The following is a 15,427-nucleotide window of genomic DNA, read 5'->3' on the forward strand; positions in this document are numbered from 1 at the left end:
TGACCTGCCCGGCGATTTCGATACCAGCCGAAGTGAGAGAGAATCTCATGAAGGAGGTATTTGAATATGCCGATGCAGAGGTACAAACCAGAGCAGATCGTAACGGTGTTGCGGCAGGTTGAAGTGGCGGTGGCCAGCGGGAAGACAACGCCGCAAGCGTGCAAGGAAGCCGGGATCACCTTCAGCACAAAGATGTCATTGTCGCCAATTGGGGTAAGGTCCAAAGCGCTGCCCAGCTTGGTGCCGGAAACGTAGAAGCCGCTGGAATCGGCAGTGACTCCGGTGCCAAAGTCATTCAACCCGTTGCCAAACTGGCGGGTGCCCAACTCAGTCCCGTTGGAATCGTAAAGCCGGATGAAGGCATCCTGGCCGCCGACAAACGTCTGGCCCGGAAGTGGTCCGTCGGCCGATCCGGTAACCAATAAAATTTCAGTGCCAACGGCCAACCCATAAACATCGTCCGCATCACCAGTGCCGCCAAATTGCCGCACCCACTGGGATACGCCGCTGAGGTTGAACTTGATGACGAAGCTATCCCACACGCCGCCAACTTTGGTCTGAGTCGCCAGAGTGCCTGTGGTCCGTCCTCCAACGTAAACACCTCCAGGGCCGACCGCCACGGCATGGGACTCCTCATTCTGAGTCAGAGAACCGAATTGCTGGGTCTACACAACCGCTCCACTATGGTCGAACTTGACCAGGAATCCATCGCCCAAGCCGCTGGGGCCCGCGAACGCTCCACCGGTGGTCCAGGTGACATAAACGCCAGAATTATCAATCGCGACACCATTCGCGCTCTCGCCGTCGACGGTGCCGAACTGGCGTGTCCATAGCACAGCTCCATTGCCATCATATTTGCGAATAAAGGCGTCCTTTCCTCCCCCAACCGGGAAGCCTGGGGTAAGATTCGAGCCGCAGCAATTGACGACGCCCACAACGTAAACTCCAGAGGTATGCGACACGACGGCGAGCGCCTCGTCGTCGGATAGCGTTCCAAACTGCCGCGTCCAAACTTCCGCACCGCTTGCATCGTACTTGCGGATGAAGGCATCCGTACCGTCCTGCCGCGACTGTTGCGGCAGCGTACCACTGGTCCAGCCGACTACGTAAACACCAGCACCGTCGGCGGCTGCACCCGTCGCCACATCTTGGGCCGCGGTGGTGGCGCCGAACTGGCGTGTCCACGTCTGGTTTCCCAAGGTATCGAAACGAGTCACGAAGGCATCACGATCATTCAGGTTTGTGTTGATTTGTCCGGGCAGTACGCCGATGGTATCACCAACCACATAGACATTGCCCTCCATCGTCGATATGGAATTGCCGGCCTCGGCGCGGCCAGTGCCATACTGACGCGCCCACTGAATGTTCTGCGACTGCGCAATAAACGGAAAAAGTAGAATCGCCCAGATTAGGCCGACTTTTCGGATTTTCCCAACGCGCGAAGGTGAGGCTTCTGAAAGTTGCATGTGATTTGCTACTATTCCCGAATAGCCCAGTACCCGAAGGCCTGAACGAAAGATGCGGCGCGATCCAAGCGCTCGCCTCTTCAGATTCTATCACTCCGCGCATTGCGCATTGGTAAAATATAAGTCAGAAAAAAGTCGTAAGTGATGAGAAAAAAGCGGCGAATTCTCAGCGAGAACCGAGATTCCGCCGCCAGCTTGAAGCTCTATAATTAAGACTAGAGGAGTTGGCGCAGAACATACGGAAGAATGCCGCCGTTTTGGTAATACTGGCCTTCTTCCGGCGTGTCGATGCGGACGATGGCGGTGAACTGCTTCGCTGCGCCGGCTTCATCCGTGACTTTCACGGTAATCCTTTTATCGCCATTCATAGCTTTGGCGATGCCGGCGACGGCGAAAACTTCGCGGCCTGTGAGTCCGAGAGATGTGGGCGTTTCTCCCGGCTGAAACTGGAGCGGCAATACACCCATGCCCACCAGATTACTGCGGTGGATACGCTCGTAGCTCTCGGCGATGACCAGTCGCACGCCAAGAAGCTGCGGGCCTTTCGCCGCCCAGTCGCGCGACGAGCCGGAGCCATATTCCTTGCCCGCCAGAATCGCGAGAGGCACGTTCTCCTGTGCGTACTTCTCGGAGGCGTCGAAGATAGTCATGGGCGCGCCGTCCGGCAGGTGGACGGTGACGCCGCCTTCGGTTCCCGGCGCGAGCATGTTCTTAAGGCGGATGTTGGCGAACGTGCCACGGATCATCACTTCGTGATTGCCGCGGCGCGCGCCGTAGGAGTTGAAGTCCTTCGGCTGAACTCCTTTGGAGATGAGATATTTCCCGGCGGGGCCTTCAGCAGGGATGGAACCGGCAGGTGAGATGTGGTCCGTGGTAACGCTATCGCCGAGGACAGCGAGAACGCGCACGCCCTTCAGGTCTTCCACTGCGGCTGGCTGGCGGCTCAGATTATCGAAGAACGGCGGTCGCTTGACGTATGTAGAATCCTGCTCCCAAATAAATCGGTCTCCAGATGGGATAGAAAGAGATTGCCAGGATGCGTCCCCATCAAACACATTGGCATATTGCGCGCGAAACATTTCGCTGCCAAGGGCTGCCGCGACGGTGTCGGCAACTTCTTTAGTGGTGGGCCAGATGTCGCGCAGAAAAATCTCCGCACCCTGCGCGTTGCGCCCCACGGGCTGCGTGGAGAGATCAATATCCATGCGTCCAGCAAGGGCGTAGGCGACCACCAACGGAGGCGATGCCAGATAGTTGGCCCGGACCTGCGGATGGATGCGGCCCTCGAAATTTCGGTTGCCGCTCAACACGGATGCGGCGATGAGGTCGTTGTCCTTGATCGCCTTGGAGACTTCGTCAGGCAGCGGGCCGCTGTTGCCGATGCATGTCGTGCATCCATATCCGACCAAATTGAAACCAAGCTGATCGAGGTAGGTCATCAGCCCCGCTTTGTTGAGGTAATCCGTTACCACCTTTGATCCGGGAGCCAGACTGGTCTTCACCCACGGCGACATGGTGAGACCTTTCTCGACAGCCTTCTTGGCAACCAGTCCAGCCGCAAGGAGAACCGAGGGGTTGGATGTGTTGGTGCAACTCGTGATGGCGGCAACCACCACGGCACCATCACTCAATTGGCCGCTCTTACCACTCAGCGACACCGGCACACTGCGCCGAGTGGCGTCGGTGCGCTGCTTGCCCAGCAGCTTCGGCATCTCGGCATCAAATTTTGACTTCATCTGTCCCAGCGGAACCCGGTCCTGCGGACGGCGTGGACCGGCCAGACAAGGTTCGATGCTACCAAGCTCCAGCCCGAGATTTTCTGAATAGACTGACTCATCAAGGCGGTCTGTTCCAAACATGCCCTGCTCGATAGCATAAGCGCGGACCAACGCCACCGCGCTCTCATTGCGGGCCGTGAAGCGCAGGTACTTCAGCGTCTCCTCATCAATGGGGAAGATGCCGATGGTGGCACCGTACTCGGGACACATGTTGGCGATGGTCATGCGATCCGCGGCGGCGAGCGAGGCTAGGCCGGGGCCGTAGAACTCCACGAACTTGCCTACCACGCCATGCTTACGCAGATGTTCTGTGATGGTTAGCACCAGATCGGTGGCTGTCGCGCCTTCCGGCATCCGACCTGTCAGCTTGTAACCAACAACTGGCGGTATCAGCATGGTGCTCGGCTGACCTAGCATCGCAGCCTCTGCTTCAATGCCGCCAACGCCCCATCCGACGCATCCCAATCCATTGACCATGGTGGTGTGAGAATCCGTTCCCACCAGAGTGTCCGGATAGGCCGACAGCTTCCCGTGAAGGTTGTGCTCGAAGACGACGCGCGCCAGATATTCGCAGTTCACCTGATGCACAATGCCAGTGTCCGGGGGGACCACGTTGAAATTACGAAATGCTGTCTGCGCCCAGCGCAGGAACATGTAGCGTTCCTTGTTGCGCTCAAATTCCAGCGCGGCATTTTTCTGGAAAGCGTCCGCAGTGCCGAAGTAATCCACCTGAACGGAATGGTCGATAACCAGTTCCGCCGCTTGCAATGGGTTGATCTTCTTCGCATCACCACCCATCGCCGCGAGGGCGTCGCGCATCGCCGCCAAATCGGCAACGGCGGGAACTCCGGTAAAATCTTGCAATAAGACGCGAGCCGGCATGAAGGATATTTCCTTCTGCGAGGTGGCCTTCGGGTCCCACCGCGCGAGGCTCTCGATGTCTTCCTTCTTGAAAAAACGGCCATCCTCATTGCGCAACAAGTTTTCGAGCAGCACCTTCAGACAGAACGGCAATCGTGACGGCTTGCCGATGCCTTGCTTTTCAAGAGCATCGAGACGAAAAATATCATATGATTTCGCGCCTACCTGTAGTGCGCCGCGGCTGCCAAAACTATTGCTCATGTGAAGGTTACCTTCCCGGAAAAAATGACTGGCCCAAACATTTCATCGTAGCACAGGATGAGGCCTAAGGAATGTGTATGAATGAGGCCAGCGATGGTTGAACTAAAGAGAATAGTCGGGCACTGGGGATGGCACTTTTGGTATTGATATCCCCATGCGCAAGGAGCTAAATGAGGGTAGATAACGTCTCCGCATGGCAATTGGAGTAAGTTGGAGGCGGGAGGGAGGACGATGGAACCACCGAACGACTCACGAGTGAGCGGGCCGCGTCCTAACGGAATCCAAGTGTATTTGGCGAAGAAACAGCTTGCTGGATCCACCACATCTGACCAATAGCTAGCTCGGTACTTTTGCCGTAGCGATGGGGCGATTGCCCATAGGCCAGTATGAACTCCGCGGCACGGCTCGCCTGCTCACGAACTCGTTCCATAATTCACGGTTACCAGGCAGGAGTGCGATGGCGCCACCTGACTGTATACGAGTGAGCGGGCCGTTTCCAACTGGAACAAACGAGTGTTCATCTGAGAAACATGCTGGTGGATACTCCCAATCTGGCCAACAATTAGCTCGGCATCTCTAACCGCAGCGAAGGGCGATCGCCCACAGGCCAGCATGAAACTCCATGGAGCGGCTCGCTCGCTTTCATTTTTTTTTGTACCCTGCCCGCCGACTACACTCCCGAATACACTCGCAGTCACAGCACGGTTTACCAACTACCCGCCAGCTACAATACTCACAACATCACTATGGGCACACAGAATATATTTGAATTTATTGGATTTGAATTATCTGACAACTTGCTTTTAATACATTAGTTAACTTGCGCCTCTACCTGTTAATACGCGCGGGATCGTGCGCAGAATAATCTTAATATCAAGCGACAGGGACCAATGGTCGATGTAGTCCATATCCAGCTTCATCCAGCGGGCGAAGCTCAGATCGTTGCGACCTTCCAGAATCCACAAACAAGTTAATCCAGGCTTCATGCGCAGCCGACGGCGCTGCCATTTCTCGTAGCGGAGAACTTCTTCCGGCAACGGCGGCCTGGGCCCGACGAAAGACATATCCCCCTTGAGGATATTAAAAAGCTGAGGGAGTTCGTCAAGGCTGGTCTTGCGCAGGAACCGACCCATTGCCGTAACGCGGGGATCAGCCTTGATCTTAAAGACCGGACCGTCCATCTCGTTCAGATGCTCCAGGAACTGGCGTTCCTGCTCCGCCTCCGCATTCATGGAACGAAATTTGTAGAAAACAAAACGGCGGCCTGCCAGCCCGCAGCGGACTTGACGAAATATCGCTGGCCCTCGTGAGGTCAGGCGAATCATCAGGGTAATCAAAGCCAGAAGTGGAGAGAGCAGAGAAAGCAGGAAGAGCGCCAGCCCCAGGTCAATGGCTCGCTTCACAAATAGCAAGTACTCGTTAACCGGTGTGGTGGAAAACGTCAATAAGGGTAAGTCATCCAGGCGGTCCAGCGTAATTTCGGAACGGAAATGCGGAAAGAAGTCCACCAGAACCCGCGTGCGCACTCCCTGCTCTTCGCAAAGCAGGAATAACTCTTCCAGTCTCTCGAGCTGCTGCTTGGACACGGCAAAGAGAATTTCGTCAATGATGTGCTCTTCCAGAAGGCGCTGGACATCTCCCAGTTCGTACAGTGGATAATCTCGTCCTAACTCTTCACGGCACACCAAATCAATGGGGCCACTGCCGTCGTCCTCCCGCACCAGACCAATTACACGATCTCCTTTTTCCGCATTCTTATTCAGGCTGCGCAACACTTCCAGCGCTTTCGGACCGGTGCCAACAATCAAAAACCTCTGTGGCTGCGATAAGCCGGACTGGAGAAACTCGCGCATGCGGTGCGCCGCAAGGCGATAGCCAAGCTGCAAGAAGTAATTGGTGATAAGGAACAATCCAACAAACAAGCGGCTTACTTCGCCAAGTTTGATGACGTAGATGGTACTAACGATGAACAAGGAAAACCAAAAAGTCTGTTTGGTAGTCTGGCTGGCTGACCGCAGCGCATCAAACTTGTGCGGACCAGCATATTGGCCTAGCGCCATTCCGGTAGCGGCCCATAGCCCCGCCGCCGAGAGGAGCAGTCCAGTAAATGTCCCTGCGGCAAGATAAAATTCCTGAAATTCCGGAGCAATGGCCCTGGCGAAGTATGCCAACTGAAATGAGAAGGCGACAAGGATCAACTCGGAGAGGATCAGCAGGACCCACAGCAAATTGGCGCGGCGAGTAAACATAGCTTCTATATCACCAGCACGAGCAATTCTCTGAAACGTTGGATCGAAATATCAACAATCAATCCCAGCCGATTACAGACGGACCAGCCAGTCACATAGAGATTGCGAGTTTACCAAAATATGCCGACTGCAATCAAGTAAGTCCAAGTATTTCTGAGAGTTGAGAGAATCTCTCGGATTACTGGGCTAGCACGCCAATAGCTATTGTAACGCCATCGTATCCTTGGAGTCTCATCGTGGGTAGTCTCAGTCGAGATAGAGACTATTTCATTTGCTATACTGCGGGAAGGACTAGGCTCTAATTTTATTGCTCAATGGAAGATTCATGGCAGTGAAAAGCTCTCGAATATGGCTGGCGACCCTCGCTGCATTGGCGGTGCTGGTTGGCTGGACATGGCGGCGGTCCAGCGAGCGTGCTGTCATTGAAGTACGCACGGCCAAAGTTTCCAAGCAAGATATCCATAGCGGCGTGATTACCAGCGGACAGGCCGAGCCGGTCGCCTTTCGAGAGCTGCGGACGGAGATATCGGGTCTGCTGCGCCGCCTGCACGTCAATATAGGAGACCGCGTCAGAGCGGGATCACCTATCGCTGACCTTTCCGCCCCTGAACTCCAATCCGAATTGGCCCAAGCCTCCGCGGAGCTTGCGACGGCGGCGGAACAAAAGCGCGTATGGGAACGGGGTGGCACCCCGGCTCAGTTGCTCGAGCTGCAAACACAGATCAATCTGGCAAAGAAATCACGCGATCAGTCGGAATCTCTTGTGCAGCAAAACGAGCGACTGGCGGAAAAAGGCGCCATCGCAAAATTAGAGTTGGAGCAGGCTCGTCAGCGATTGACGAGAGCCAATGATGACTTAGAGTTGCTGGAAGGGAAATGGCGGCTGCGCAGCGACGCCGACGCACTCAAGCATATCGACGCACAACTGGAGGCAGCGGAGGCGGCACGTAATCTCGCTAATTCCAGACTTCGCGCCGCATCCGTGTTATCGCCAATGGAAGGCATCGTCTATTCTCTGCCGTTCCGTGTCGGTGATCACGCGGGCTCGCACGAAGTGATCGCACGCGTTGGCGACACTCGCCAGATGCGTGTTCGCATCTTCGTCGATGAACCTGATCTCGGTCGCGTCGCGTTGGGTCAAGATGTGCAACTCCAATGGGACGGCTTGCCTGGAAAACTTTGGACGGGAAAGGTAGAGCAAATCGCCTTTTCCGTGGAAAAGCGGGCAGACCGGACGGGAGGCGAGGTCGTCGCCTCAGTCGAGAATCCATCCGGAGAGCTGTTGCCCAACACCAATCTAACCGTTGAAATTATTACTGAAGGCAAGCAAGCCGTTCTCACAATTCCGCGCGAAGCGCTGGAAGGAGATGGCGACCATCGATCCGTTTATGTCCTCCGCGGCGACCAAGTGGAGATGCGATCTGTGGTAATTGGATTAATGAATACGACACGCGCAGAAGTGATCGACGGCCTTAACGAAGGCGAAGAGGTTGCCCTGCTCGCCGACCGCGTGCTGCGAAACGGAATGCGTGCCCGGCGAACCGGACCCTAACCAATACAACAAGGACCAATACTCGGGTTACTGGATCTATTCGATTTCATGCATCCCTTCGGCAAGTAGGCTTATGGACACATTTTCACCATCCCCGACCCCGATGACCGCGTCCACCCGCAAAGTGACTCACGAAGCAACGAGAATTTCCGCATTTGCCCGCGATCTACGCGAATCTTTTGCATTTGCTCTGGATGCGCTACGCGTGAACATGGCGCGAACCGCACTCACAGGCCTCGGAATGGTCATCGGAACTGCTTCGGTGATCCTTGTCGCCACCATCGCCTTAACCAGCCGTGACTATGTTCTGAATCAGATCGAGGGCGTCGGCTCCAATTTAATGTACACGGTCCACGAAGGTGGGCCGTCCATTTCCGGGACCAGATCGCAGGCCGATGAACTGACTCTGGCTGATCTGGCGGCTGTTCGCGAGAACGTTCCCAATCTAAGCGCGGCGTCCGCAGTGGTCTCTGGTCGAGCGCCGGTAATACTCGAAAGTCGCCCACGCCAAATAACTCTTATCGGGTCTGATCCGGATTTCAAAATCATTCGCAACTTGAAAGTACTCTCCGGACGATTCTTCGATTCCGAGGATGATCGACTGCATTCCAAAATCGGATTAGTTACAAAGCAACTGGGACGGGTTCTCTATCCAGACGGTTGGAGAGAAGACCAAAAGCTGAAAGTCCTTGGCCTTGAGTTTACGATCATAGGCATATTTGAAGAAGGCGCGGAGACCTTCGGGCAGTCTGAAATCACGCGGGAAACTCTGATGATGCCCATCTCGACCATGAGTATCTTGACGGGATCACAGTATGTGGATCAGATTTACGCCTCTGCTATCGCACCCAGTTACGTACCCGCTGCCACCGAAGCCATGCTGCAGGTGATCCAACGACGCAAGCGAAGCGGCGCCGTTTACCGTGCGGAAAATCTCACGCAGATTCTCGCCGCAGCGGGAAACATTGCAACCGCAATGACCTTGGTCTTACTGCTAATCTCCGCGATAGCGCTCATCATCAGCGGCATCGGCATCATGAATATCATGCTGGTTACGGTTACCGAGCGCACCCGCGAGATCGGCCTGCGCATGGCGTTAGGGGCCAGCCGACGGGCTATCCGTAGGCAGTTTCTCACCGAAGCGCTGCTGATTAGCCTTGGCGGCGGACTGATCGGCATTGTTGTTGGAGTAGGCATCCCGCTCCTCGCGCAGTCCTTTGTGGAAGGGCTGCAAATTCCTATATCACCGGTGTCAATCTCCATTGCCTTCTTGGTCTCCGCGCTAGTGGGCATCGTCTTTGGCCTGCTGCCCGCCGAGCGCGCCTCCAAGCTCAATCCCACGGAAGCCCTCCGTTACGAGTAGGTGTCATCATGCGAATAAATAAATTAGACTTTATTGGTACTACACTCCATATTTTAATCTCATTCGCGACTGCCCTCATTTGGAGCGCCCCGCCAGCCAACGGACAGACAGCCACGCCTCGAAGAATTACTTTGAAGGAGGCGGCGACGCTTGTTCTCAAGAATAATCGCACAGTGCAGATGGCTGAGATCGGCGTGGCGAGGTCCACGGCTGAGTATAAACAAGCTCGATCCGTTTTTCGCCCGCAAGTGCTTCTGGGTTCTGGCTTGGCATACTCCAAAGGATTCCCGCTCAGCATCGAAGGTTCTGCGCCATCAATTTTCCAAGTGAATGCTGCGCAGGCACTTTTTGACCAAAGCCTGCGGAACATCGAGCGTCAAGCAGGCGCCGTGCGCGATTCCGCGGACAATAGCCTCGCTGACCAACGCGACTTGGCACTGCTGCAAGCGGTGCTTGTATATCTGGATCTGGACCGTAGCCGGCGTTCGCTGGAGCATGTTCGTGAGCAAGCGCGCGGTGCGGAAACTACAGCATCGTTGATTGATGAACGAGTGGGTGCGGGATTGGATACACCGCTGGAAGCCGCGAAAGGAAGGCTCGCGGCCGCACGAGCTCGCAACTCCGTGAAGACATTGGAGAACTCAATTGCCCTTCTTGAGTTCAGCCTGCGCGATCTGACAGGCATCCCGCAAAGCGACTCAATAGAAACCGTTGCGCCGGATTTGAACTTACTGGCCCACGTTTCAGAAGTCGCTGCGTTCTCGGAGTTGGCTCTCGCACGGAGTCCGGCGCTGGCGGCACTGGACGACGATGTTCGTTCACGGGAATTTGCCGTTCGCAGTGAACAAGCCTCACGATGGCCGCGAGTCAATCTGGTGGGTCAATACGCCCTATTCAGCAAACACAACAACTACGAAGATTATTTTAAGCGCTTCGAGCGCAACAACCTCACCATTGGCGCTTCCATCGTCATTCCCCTCTATGATCGGGCAAGTTTCAATGCTCGCATGTCAAAGGCGGGGGCGGAATTGAGAGCGGCGCAGAATCGCCGCGACACTGCTCGCGCGGGTATCGCGCAGCAGGTGCGCGTTCTCACTGCGACGATCAGTCAACAACAGGATGCCCGTGAAGTGGCACAACTGGAGCTGGAGGTCGCCCGCAAGACTCTGGATTCGATTCTTGCTCAATACGAGGAAGGCCGGGTAAACCGGCTGGTGGTGGAGCAGGCCCGTATCGATGAAAACCGCGCCTGGGTGAATCTATTCGATGTAGAGTATCAAGCCGAGCGGTCCAAAATCGAGTTGCTGAAATTAACGGGTGAGCTGCGGGCCACATTGCTCTAAATCAGTAGCTGAATGCTGTCCACATAAAAAGACCTGCCCCAGTAACGACCAACGGAACTGTCGCTACTGCGACGGCCAGAGCGGCGCATCGCCAAACCGGATTTCTCTTGACCCACAATCCAGTGAATGCGATCGCGTACAAGATCGCCCAAATCATCATCGGAAAAATCAGGATTATGTCCTTTTCCCCGCCTCCGAAGCTGAGATATCCGTCCGCCGTCAGGAAAAAGAAGATTGGCACCAGCGCCAATGGCAGCAAACAAATTCCCAGCTTGCCGTACCAGCTCTCCATGTTCATGCCTTCAGTATGACAGCGATGAGGCAACCGCCCAACCGGGCCAGAGCCCCGTTGATGCATTTGTTGATGCATTCGCTGATGCGTACCCAACACAACACTCATTTTCTATGCATTATGTGAGCATTATCAGGCTGCACAAATTATTGCTATGATTAATACGATCCGGGTTCGTTCTTGCATGCCCGGCAACGCTCCGAGGGAGGCACCATACCATGACCGTGTGGATCATCTTAGGAATTCTGGTGGTGGGCATCGTCTGGATTGTTTCGATGTACAACAGCCTGGTAACGCTGCGCAATCAAGTAACCAACGGGTGGAAACAGATTGATGTGCAATTAAAGCGCCGCCATGACTTGATTCCCAATCTGGTGAATACCGTAAAAGGGATCATGCAGTTTGAGCAAGAGACGCTGCAAAAGGTGATTGAAGCTCGCTCCGCCGCCATGGGCGCTCATGGTGTGAAGGACTCTGCTGCCAAGGAAAGCGCGTTGAGCGATGCTGTCTCAAAGTTTATGGTCGTGGTTGAGCAGTACCCGCAGTTGCGTTCGAGCGAGAACGTGAAGTCGTTGCAGGAAGAGCTAACCTCGACGGAAAATAAGATCAGCTTCGCGCGCCAGTTCTACAACGACATCGCCACGAAATTCAACACCGCACAGCAAGTCTTCCCCGGAGTAGTTATCGCAGGTATGTTTAATTTCCAGCCAGCTGAGCTGTTTGAGATAACCGAGGCAGCCGAGCGCAATGTCCCGCAGGTGGATCTTACTTTGCGCAAATAGCGCACGACCATGAACCTCTACGAACAACAGCGCGCCAACATTCGTAATACCTGGAACGTTGTCACTGTATTTATCATTCTCTATCTCTTCATCGGGATAGGATTCGACTATTTCTACCTGGGATTTTCTCCTTGGGCAGGTGCTGCTTCTACGAATTCGAGCGATGCCGAGACAGTGGCTTCGTTCCCATGGGCAAGCGCCATCGCGCTTTTTATTGCCGGCGGACAGACATGGTGGGGCATGCGCTTCGGAGATCAGGCAGTGCTCAAGGCATCTGGCGCGAAGCTGGTCGATTTCAGCACGACCGACCCCAACGAGCGCCAACTCCTGAACGTAGTAGAGGAAATGAAGATCGCCTCCGGCCTGCCTATGCCCAAGGTGTACATCATTCCTGATTCCGATCCCAATGCATTCGCCACCGGACAGGATCCCGATCATGCCTCCGTGGCCGCCACTCGCGGGTTAATTGAAAAGCTAAACCGGGAGGAGCTACAAGCAGTGATGGCCCACGAGATGAGTCACATCCGCAATCTCGACATAAAATTGATGACCACGGTTGCGGCACTGGTGGGCGCTCTGGCGTTGTTGAGCGACTGGGCTGGCCGCTCCATGCGCTTCGGTGGTGGAAGCAACAGCAAACGGGAATCAAAAGGTGGCGGAGGAGGTGCCGCGCTGCTTTTCGGAATATGGCTGCTTGCGGTGATCCTGGCACCGTTTCTGGCGCAGATGCTGGCCATGGCCATCTCTCGTGAACGTGAGTACCTGGCCGACGCCAGCGGCGCGGAACTATCACGAAACCCCGGCGCTCTTGCCTCCGCGCTCAAAAAAATTGAGATGGAGTTCTCCCCCACCAAATCCATTCATCGCGGCACCGCACATCTGTGTATCGCCGACCCACTTGGTCGAAAAATGGATTTACGCGAAGGCTTCTTTGCCGATATGTTTGCCACTCATCCGCCCATGTTCAAGCGCATCAGCAAACTCACCCAGATGAGCTACGGCAGCCACGCCTCGACCGCATCTCACATCCGGCCTACCAGCATAGCCAGCTAGTCTGAAGTTACCTTACGCCAACGCTCAATCTCGCCACAAATCGGCTGACACATAACATTTCCCCATGCTACGATGGGCTTGTCTCCAATTCATTGAGTGTTTGATTGGTGGGGCAATGAGAACACTGCTTCTGAATCCTCCATCCTTTGAAAACTTTGACGGCGGAGCCTCCTCGCGCTGGCCAGCTACGCGGGAGATTCGTTCATTCTGGTACCCGGTGTGGCTAACCTATCCGGCAGGCATGATTCCCGACAGCAAGCTGGTCGATGCCCCTCCGCACGACATCACGGTCGAACAAACTATCCAGATGGCACGCGATTTCGATTTTCTGGTTCTATTCACCAGCACGCCCGGATTCCAAAGCGATATTCGCCTGGCTCAGGCGATGAAGGAAACCAATCCCAGTCTCAAGATTAGCTTTGTTGGACCACACGTTACGACACTGCCGGTCGAGAGCCTGAATGCATCACCGGCAATCGATTTCGTCTGCCGCAAGGAGTTCGACCACTCCGTAACTGAATTCGCCGCTGGAAAACCGCTTGCCGAGATCGCCGGGATCAGCTATCGCGCCAACAGCCAGATTGTTCATAACCCGGACCGCGAGCAAATACAAAATCTGGATATCTTGCCTCATGCTGTGGACATCTACAAGCGCGATCTTGATATCACCCGCTACAACGTGCCGTTCCTGCTGCACCCATTTCTTTCGTTCTACACGGAGCGCGGCTGCCCCGCCCTGTGCACCTTTTGCCTCTGGCCACAAACTCTGAGCGGACATCCATGGCGCACGCGCAGCAGCGATGACGTGGCGTCGGAAGTCAGCAAAGCTCTAAATTACTATCCGAATCTGAAGGAAATATTCTTCGACGACGACACGTTCAATATTCGTAAATCCCGTGTGGTGGAACTTTGCGCTAAGTTAAAGCCGTTGAATTTCACATGGTCCTGCACCTCCCGTGTTACCACTGATTACGAAACGCTGAAGGCCATGAAGGATTCGGGTTGCCGTCTGCTCATCGTGGGCTACGAGTCCGGCGATCCGCAGATTCTGAAGAACATCAAGAAAGGCGCCACGGTCGAACAGGCCATAGAGTTTACAAAGAACTGCAAGAAGCTGGGCCTGGTAATTCATGGCGACTTCATCGTCGGCCTGCCCGGGGAGACCCCGGAGACGATTCGCCGCACGATTGATTTCGCCAAGCGCCTGGACTGCGAGACGATTCAGGTCTCCGTCGCCCACCCCTATCCGGGAACGGAGTTCTACGATTACGTCATCAAGAATAATTTCATTACGGAAGGGAGCATGACGGACGAACAGGGCCATCAACTCCCTAACATCCAGTATCCCACGTTGAGCGACACGGACATGCTGGAAGCCGTCGAGCAATTCTATGGCGAGTACTTCTTCCGCCCGAGCGTGATCTGGCGCATCGTCAGGAAGGCCATTTTCAATAACGACGAGCGCAAACGGCTTTACGGCGAGGCGCGACAATATCTGGAACTGCGCGCAAAGCGCAAAAAGACCGTCGCCACGGCTCGCGCCAAAGAGGCAGCGCCTCCGCTGGCGGGATCGGAAGCCCAGTAATTCATAGCGATCCAGCATGAAGACTGCCGCGGTCCTCACCGTCGCCATCCTGGCCAACTCTTTCGGGAACGTATTCCTAACCATGGGCATGCGGGAGATCAGCCCCGCATCCGCGCCTGATGCTTCCTGGTTGGGGCACACTGCCGCGCATGTGGTAACCAATCCGTGGATGATCGCTGGCGTTCTGTTGCTGATCGTATTTTTATCGTCTTACCTCGCGGTGCTGTCCTGGGCAGACCTCAGCTTTGTGCTTCCCGCAACGGCTCCGGCCTATATCCTTAGCGCAATTCTCGCTCATTACTTCTTGAACGAATCCATCTCTCCGTTGCGTTGGGTGGGAACGTCGTTCATTGTAGTTGGGACATGCCTTGTGGCCCGAAGCGGTCAATCAAAACAAACCGCTACCACCGAAGAGAGCGCGAACCTATGACGCATCTGTTCATGCTTATGGCGGTGGTGCTGGCTGGCGCGGCGGGCGATGTTTGTGTCGCGCGTGCCATGAAGCGCGTGGGGGAACTGGCGAGCTTCCGGTTTGCAGCGCTCATGCGATTTGGCGGGAGAGCGGCGCTGAATGGGTATCTATGGCTCGGCATCCTCTGGAAGGCTGTGGCGTTCTTTTGCCTATTGGCGCTGCTGGAACGAGCCGAGCTTAGCTGGGTGGTTCCAGCGACGGCAATAAGCTTTGTGGTGGAACTGGCGGCCGCAAGATTCTTTCTCCATGAATCCGTCAATGCTACTCGATGGGCCGGGGCACTTTGCATTGGCGCGGGAGTGGCGATCATCTCCTGGTGATGCAGACGGGAACCGGCCAGCGAAATTAATTTGTCAGCCGAGTTGCGGGG

Annotated in this window: 13 protein-coding genes; 8 read left to right on the plus strand and 5 right to left on the minus strand. The window is 55.3% G+C overall.

Annotation, left to right across the window (positions count from 1 at the left end; all coding sequences use genetic code 11):
- The 4 genes from EXQ56_13530 to EXQ56_13545 form a co-directional block, all read right to left on the minus strand.
- A partial coding sequence (locus EXQ56_13530; GenBank protein MSO21449.1) for a hypothetical protein occupies positions 1–620 on the minus strand: 620 nt, incomplete at its 3' end.
- Positions 621–665: 45 nt separating this feature from the next.
- The gene (locus EXQ56_13535; GenBank protein MSO21450.1) at positions 666–1,466 is read right to left on the minus strand and encodes a hypothetical protein; all 801 of its coding nucleotides are present in this window, start codon (positions 1,464–1,466) and stop codon (positions 666–668) included.
- Between the two features lie 215 nt (positions 1,467–1,681).
- A complete protein-coding gene (acnA, locus tag EXQ56_13540; protein ID MSO21451.1) occupies positions 1,682–4,366 on the minus strand; it encodes an aconitate hydratase AcnA in 2,685 nt (894 codons plus the stop codon).
- A gap of 815 nt (positions 4,367–5,181) precedes the next feature.
- Positions 5,182–6,615: a sugar transferase gene (locus tag EXQ56_13545; GenBank protein ID MSO21452.1), complete on the minus strand. Its 1,434-nt coding sequence runs from the start codon at positions 6,613–6,615 to the stop codon at positions 5,182–5,184.
- 325 nt (positions 6,616–6,940) lie between these two features.
- Between EXQ56_13545 and EXQ56_13550 the strand changes: the two genes are divergently transcribed.
- From EXQ56_13550 to EXQ56_13560, 3 genes are all read left to right on the plus strand, one after another.
- Complete coding sequence (locus EXQ56_13550; protein ID MSO21453.1) at positions 6,941–8,167, plus strand: efflux RND transporter periplasmic adaptor subunit; 1,227 nt, start codon at positions 6,941–6,943, stop codon at positions 8,165–8,167.
- A gap of 73 nt (positions 8,168–8,240) precedes the next feature.
- A complete protein-coding gene (locus tag EXQ56_13555; GenBank protein MSO21454.1) occupies positions 8,241–9,530 on the plus strand; it encodes an FtsX-like permease family protein in 1,290 nt (429 codons plus the stop codon).
- An 8-nt stretch (positions 9,531–9,538) separates the two neighbouring features.
- A complete protein-coding gene (locus tag EXQ56_13560; GenBank protein MSO21455.1) occupies positions 9,539–10,873 on the plus strand; it encodes a TolC family protein in 1,335 nt (444 codons plus the stop codon).
- Position 10,874: 1 nt separating this feature from the next.
- Here the strand turns inward: EXQ56_13560 and EXQ56_13565 are convergent, their stop codons facing one another.
- Positions 10,875–11,171, minus strand: coding sequence for a hypothetical protein (locus EXQ56_13565; protein MSO21456.1), 297 nt, complete (start codon positions 11,169–11,171; stop codon positions 10,875–10,877).
- Positions 11,172–11,383: 212 nt separating this feature from the next.
- Between EXQ56_13565 and EXQ56_13570 the strand changes: the two genes are divergently transcribed.
- The 5 genes from EXQ56_13570 to EXQ56_13590 all read left to right on the plus strand — a co-directional run bounded on the left by EXQ56_13570 (position 11,384) and on the right by EXQ56_13590 (position 15,377).
- Positions 11,384–11,947, plus strand: coding sequence for a LemA family protein (locus tag EXQ56_13570; protein ID MSO21457.1), 564 nt, complete (start codon positions 11,384–11,386; stop codon positions 11,945–11,947).
- Positions 11,948–11,956: 9 nt separating this feature from the next.
- A complete protein-coding gene (locus EXQ56_13575) occupies positions 11,957–13,000 on the plus strand; it encodes a hypothetical protein (GenBank protein ID MSO21458.1) in 1,044 nt (347 codons plus the stop codon).
- Between the two features lie 115 nt (positions 13,001–13,115).
- A complete protein-coding gene (gene hpnJ, locus EXQ56_13580) occupies positions 13,116–14,585 on the plus strand; it encodes a hopanoid biosynthesis associated radical SAM protein HpnJ (GenBank protein MSO21459.1) in 1,470 nt (489 codons plus the stop codon).
- A 16-nt stretch (positions 14,586–14,601) separates the two neighbouring features.
- Complete coding sequence (locus tag EXQ56_13585) at positions 14,602–15,015, plus strand: hypothetical protein (protein MSO21460.1); 414 nt, start codon at positions 14,602–14,604, stop codon at positions 15,013–15,015.
- Positions 14,949–15,377: a hypothetical protein gene (locus tag EXQ56_13590; protein MSO21461.1), complete on the plus strand. Its 429-nt coding sequence runs from the start codon at positions 14,949–14,951 to the stop codon at positions 15,375–15,377. Before EXQ56_13585 ends, EXQ56_13590 begins: the two co-directional genes overlap by 67 nt.
- Positions 15,378–15,427 lie beyond the last annotated feature (50 nt).

The sequence above is a fragment of the Acidobacteriota bacterium genome (assembly GCA_009691245.1).
GTDB lineage: Bacteria > Acidobacteriota > Terriglobia > 2-12-FULL-54-10 > 2-12-FULL-54-10 > SHUM01.

Coding starts and splice junctions, on each gene's coding strand:
- EXQ56_13535 (MSO21450.1), bottom strand. CDS start 1,466: ATGCAACTTTCAGAAGCCTCACCTTCGCGCGTTGGGAAAATCCGAAAA.
- EXQ56_13570 (MSO21457.1), top strand. CDS start 11,384: ATGACCGTGTGGATCATCTTAGGAATTCTGGTGGTGGGCATCGTCTGG.
- EXQ56_13575 (MSO21458.1), top strand. CDS start 11,957: ATGAACCTCTACGAACAACAGCGCGCCAACATTCGTAATACCTGGAAC.
- EXQ56_13550 (MSO21453.1), top strand. CDS start 6,941: ATGGCAGTGAAAAGCTCTCGAATATGGCTGGCGACCCTCGCTGCATTG.
- hpnJ (MSO21459.1), top strand. CDS start 13,116: ATGAGAACACTGCTTCTGAATCCTCCATCCTTTGAAAACTTTGACGGC.
- EXQ56_13545 (MSO21452.1), bottom strand. CDS start 6,615: ATGTTTACTCGCCGCGCCAATTTGCTGTGGGTCCTGCTGATCCTCTCC.
- EXQ56_13585 (MSO21460.1), top strand. CDS start 14,602: ATGAAGACTGCCGCGGTCCTCACCGTCGCCATCCTGGCCAACTCTTTC.
- EXQ56_13565 (MSO21456.1), bottom strand. CDS start 11,171: ATGAACATGGAGAGCTGGTACGGCAAGCTGGGAATTTGTTTGCTGCCA.
- acnA (MSO21451.1), bottom strand. CDS start 4,366: ATGAGCAATAGTTTTGGCAGCCGCGGCGCACTACAGGTAGGCGCGAAA.
- EXQ56_13560 (MSO21455.1), top strand. CDS start 9,539: ATGCGAATAAATAAATTAGACTTTATTGGTACTACACTCCATATTTTA.
- EXQ56_13555 (MSO21454.1), top strand. CDS start 8,241: ATGGACACATTTTCACCATCCCCGACCCCGATGACCGCGTCCACCCGC.
- EXQ56_13590 (MSO21461.1), top strand. CDS start 14,949: ATGCCTTGTGGCCCGAAGCGGTCAATCAAAACAAACCGCTACCACCGA.